Below are 1,412 nucleotides of genomic sequence, written 5' to 3'. Positions count from 1 at the left end.
ACCCAGCCGCCCCGGACCATGCGATCGACGAGCTGGCCGGCTGTGGCCTGGCCGACCTCCAGCAGGTCGGCCAGATCGCCGATGGTCAGCCCAGGCGCATCCTCGACATGCGCCGCCGCCATCCAGGACAGGCGGGTCAGGCCGCTGCCGCGGATGTCTTGGTCGATCCGCTGCTGGATGAGCTGCGCGACCCGGTGGATCGTCGTCCCGATCAGCGCGATGTCCGAAGAGATCATGGTTATCCTTCCGCCGATTGCATGGTACACAGGAGAAACCGCCCCCCATCCAAAACGCAATGCACCCATCATACATGCTTGCATAATAAATGGAACGGCCTATCTTGATAGGCGTTCTCCGAACCCACATCCGGCCGGCACCGTTGCCCGGTCCCTCCATGCCGACGGTTCGGGGGTATCGATCAGCAACAGGAGGCCAGCAATGCTCTACCCGACATATCTGCGCCGCAGCGATCCCTTTGCGCTGATGCGCTCCATGATGCGCGATCTCGACCGCGGTTTCTGGCCGCCGTCCCGCGCGGCGTTCCCGGCGGTAAATGTCTGGCAAGGCCCTGAGGCCGTTGCAGTCACCGCTGAACTTCCCGGCATCGAACCGGGCGACATTGAAATTTCGGTCAAGGACAACGTCCTGACGCTGTCGGGCGAACGCAAGGCGCCCGAGGTTCCCGACGGTGCGCGCTGGCACCGCAACGAACGCAGTTTCGGCAGGTTTTCCCGCACTATCCGCCTGCCGTTCGCGGCCTCGGATGACAAGGTCGAGGCGAGAATGACGAACGGCGTATTGCGGATCGTCATCTCCCGGCCCGAGGAAGAAAAGCCGAAGAAAATCGAGATCAAGGCAGCCTGAGAGGAGCTGGAACGATGAGCACCGACATCACGCAAGCCGCCGAAAAGACGCCGACCGACTCGCCCGAGACCACCGGCGGCGGACGCATCTACCGCCCGTTGACCGATATCGTCGAGACCGATCAGGGTGTCTCCATGATGCTTGAAATGCCTGGGGTCGCCGCCGATGCGATCGAAATCACGCTCGAAAATCGTGTGTTGACGATCCGCGGCAAGGTTGACCCGGTGCGGCCGAAAAACCTCGAACTTGCCTATGCCGAATATGGCGAGGGCGATTTCGAGCGTGCCTTCACGCTTTCCGAGGACTTCGACCCCGACAGGATCGAAGCCGAGATGCGAGGAGGCGTCCTAACTTTAACGCTCCCCCGGGCCCCTGAAGCGCAGCCGAAAAGGATCGCCGTCAAGGGCGCCTGAAAACCTAAGGAGACCATATCATGCAGATTAAAGACCTCATTCCCTGGGCGCGCAAGGACAGCACGCCAGATGCGAAGAGCAGCCAAGACAACCCGATCGCGACGCTCCAGCGCGAAATGAACCATGTGTTCGAGA

General features: G+C 61.7%; 3 protein-coding genes. 2 read left to right on the top strand and 1 reads right to left on the bottom strand.

Annotated features, from left to right (window positions below; all coding sequences use genetic code 11):
- Positions 1 to 236, bottom strand: a 236-nt coding sequence (locus tag FIB18_RS24645) for a MarR family winged helix-turn-helix transcriptional regulator (RefSeq protein WP_140023481.1), incomplete at its 3' end; no start/stop codon positions are given.
- 202 nt (positions 237 to 438) lie between these two features.
- On the opposite strand from FIB18_RS24645, the gene FIB18_RS24640 reads away from it, so the two are divergent.
- Complete coding sequence (locus FIB18_RS24640; protein ID WP_012754154.1) at positions 439 to 864, top strand: Hsp20/alpha crystallin family protein; 426 nt, start codon at positions 439 to 441, stop codon at positions 862 to 864.
- A 14-nt stretch (positions 865 to 878) separates the two neighbouring features.
- On the top strand, positions 879 to 1,277 hold the full coding sequence (locus FIB18_RS24635) for an Hsp20/alpha crystallin family protein (protein ID WP_012754153.1): 399 nt from the start codon (positions 879 to 881) through the stop codon (positions 1,275 to 1,277).
- Positions 1,278 to 1,412 lie beyond the last annotated feature (135 nt).

The organism is Brucella pecoris (assembly GCF_006376675.1).
In the GTDB taxonomy this organism is placed as follows: domain Bacteria; phylum Pseudomonadota; class Alphaproteobacteria; order Rhizobiales; family Rhizobiaceae; genus Brucella; species Brucella pecoris.
This window is presented reverse-complemented; position numbering and strand designations above follow the sequence as displayed.

Coding starts and splice junctions, on each gene's coding strand:
- FIB18_RS24640 (WP_012754154.1), top strand. CDS start 439: ATGCTCTACCCGACATATCTGCGCCGCAGCGATCCCTTTGCGCTGATG.
- FIB18_RS24635 (WP_012754153.1), top strand. CDS start 879: ATGAGCACCGACATCACGCAAGCCGCCGAAAAGACGCCGACCGACTCG.